Genomic DNA, 2,351 nt, shown 5'->3' with positions numbered 1-2,351 from the left:
TAGTCGGGTAGGGCAGGAGCATTACTGCTCCCTTCCCCCCTAGAAACCGGACTTACAAGTTTCCAAGTATCCGGCTTGAGCAATCTACGAGGCTATTTCTTTCCATGAGCCTGCTGGTGGCAATATAGATGTAGTAAACGAAGGTTATTGTAGGTATCCTTACCGCCCTCACTTTTGGGTTTGACGTGATGTAGGTGCAGTTCTTCCCCGTTGTATAAGGATTCACTACAAGTTGGACATCTGTGGTCTTGTCTCTTGGCTACGGTTTGTCGGGATTTGTTTCTGAGGTTTTTAACCTTTTTCTTTTCCCTTTCTCTCCAATAATCCCTTAAATGGGGGTCATCGGGAGACGATAAGCCTTTGACTAGAGTATGCCGTTCGATATCGAACCAACTGAATTTCAGTATGTGCGCTCCCAGACTTTTATCGCCAAATACCCATTTGTCGCGGCGGTGAAGATTTAGGCTACCGAAGTAACGTTTTTGCCTCCACTTCCAGCCTTTTTTGGGGTGCATTCTCCTAGTGTGTCGTTTTTCTCTGATAAACATCCATTGATCTAAACCAGAGAATATCTTTTTAGAAACTCCAGTACGAAAATAGTTACTCCAACCCCGAATTACCGAGTTGAGTTTTTTTAATAACTCTGGGAGTCTGAATCTGGTAGGAGATAGCCAAATGTCCCTAAGTTTTGCCCGTACTTTCTGCACTGATTTGGCGCTAGGCTTTATGAGTAGTTTCCATTCTGTAGCAGTGTTGGTATCTCGGTAGTGCCTAATATTGAAACCAAGAAAGTCGAAGCCCTTAATTAAATGTTTAATGCTGGTTTTTTCAGGGGAAATATTAAGCCCCCTTTGTGCCAGCCATCCTTTTATGACTTCTACACAATTGAGTGCATCTTCTTGGGTTTCGCAGAACACGCAAAAATCGTCAGCGTAGCGCACAACTATGCGCTTGCCGATAGATTGTCCTCGGTAATCGTATTTGACTCCAAGGGCTTGTTCCATTCCATGTAGTGCAATATTAGCCAAGAGGGGGCTGACGATGCCGCCTTGTGGCGTACCACTGTCTGTTTCGTGAAAAACCCCTTTATCCATTACCCCTGCTTTCAGCCATTGGTGAATCAACTTTCTAGCTGGGAAGTTGTCAATGTTTTTCATCAGGTAATCATGGTCAATATTATCGAAACACCCTTGGATGTCAGCATCCACTACCCATTTTTTGCGCTTATTAGGGCGGCAGATGCCATAAATTTTTTCTATGGCATCGTGGGCGCTTCTGCCAGGTCTAAAGCCGTAGCTTATCCCTTCAAAGAGGGCTTCCCAGCATGGTTCCAGGGCATTCTTGACGATTGCCTGGAGGCATCTGTCGATTATGCTAGGTATTCCGAGAGGTCGTTTCTTACCGTTTGGCTTAGGAATTTCAACACGCTTAGATGGTAGTGGCTTCCAGGGAATAAATTTTCCCAAAGCACCCACTAACACACCTCTTGCTTCTGGTGTAAGTACCAGAAGTTTATCCACCCCAGGCGTGTGTTTGCCGGAGTTCTGCTGTGTTACTCTTCTTACTGCTAGCAGAATATTAGAGTAGCATCGCATTAGCAGCTTTTGTAGGCTGCGAACTTTTTTCCAGTTTTGCTCACGGGTAGCTCTGAAGATTCTCTGTCTCAGATTTCTCACTACACGGTTGGAGTCACGCCAATTGACGCGGTTCCAGTCGGTGGTTTCCTTGGTTACGTTTACAGTTGCCTGCATCTAACTTTTCCCTTTGGTTTCGATTTCTTTACTAAGAACTTTCAGAAAGATTACCTGCTGCACGTCAGCACCCTTTCAGGTTGGGCAAAATGCCCTATCCGTCAGGTTATAGTTTTTCCTTTGTCTTTCGACGCGACGGCATTCGCTTCTTGCAGCTTCCTTATCCCGCTAAGGATTTAGGGTTGCCTTGCGGCTTCCTTACTGAATACTGTTGCATTCAGACCACTAACGGGGTTACTTCGTTCCGCATGGTTGAGATGCGATGTGGGTTGGGTTCCTCTCTTTACTCCGGGGCAGGGTGTCCGCACATCCACGTAGTCAAGCATGAATGCCAATTGCCCATGCTGCCGTATAAGTCACTTCCGACAGTCAGACGTCACGAAGCTTGAGAAAGGTTCACTGTACGTTAACCCATCCACTTCTTCCCCTTGCCTCCTTTTCAAGATGTGACTACCTACTCAGGTTCGGCTTTCCCTCTAGCTATGAGACACAAGGATTACTCCTAATGCCCCTTCGGGTGGGGACAGCTTTGTTGGACACTTAGCCGGAGAGTTGTTCCTATGAGTCTCTCACTCAAACCATGCGACATCGAGTCGCACT

At 46.2% G+C, this 2,351-nt stretch carries 1 protein-coding gene; it reads right to left on the bottom strand.

Features of this window, described 5'->3' with window-relative positions; translation table 11 throughout:
- Positions 1-92: 92 nt before the first annotated feature.
- Complete coding sequence (gene ltrA, locus C7B70_RS25610; protein ID WP_106371672.1) at positions 93-1,751, bottom strand: group II intron reverse transcriptase/maturase; 1,659 nt, start codon at positions 1,749-1,751, stop codon at positions 93-95.
- Positions 1,752-2,351: the final 600 nt, after the last annotated feature.

This window comes from Chlorogloea sp. CCALA 695, from assembly GCF_003003885.1.
Classification (GTDB): domain Bacteria; phylum Cyanobacteriota; class Cyanobacteriia; order Cyanobacteriales; family Chroococcidiopsidaceae; genus Aliterella.
The sequence above is the reverse complement of the archived record's forward strand: the minus strand, read 5'-3'. Positions and strand labels throughout refer to the sequence as shown.

Bases quoted from the DNA above. Each gene is read 5' to 3' on its own strand.
- ltrA (WP_106371672.1), bottom strand. From the start codon at position 1,751: ATGCAGGCAACTGTAAACGTAACCAAGGAAACCACCGACTGGAACCGC.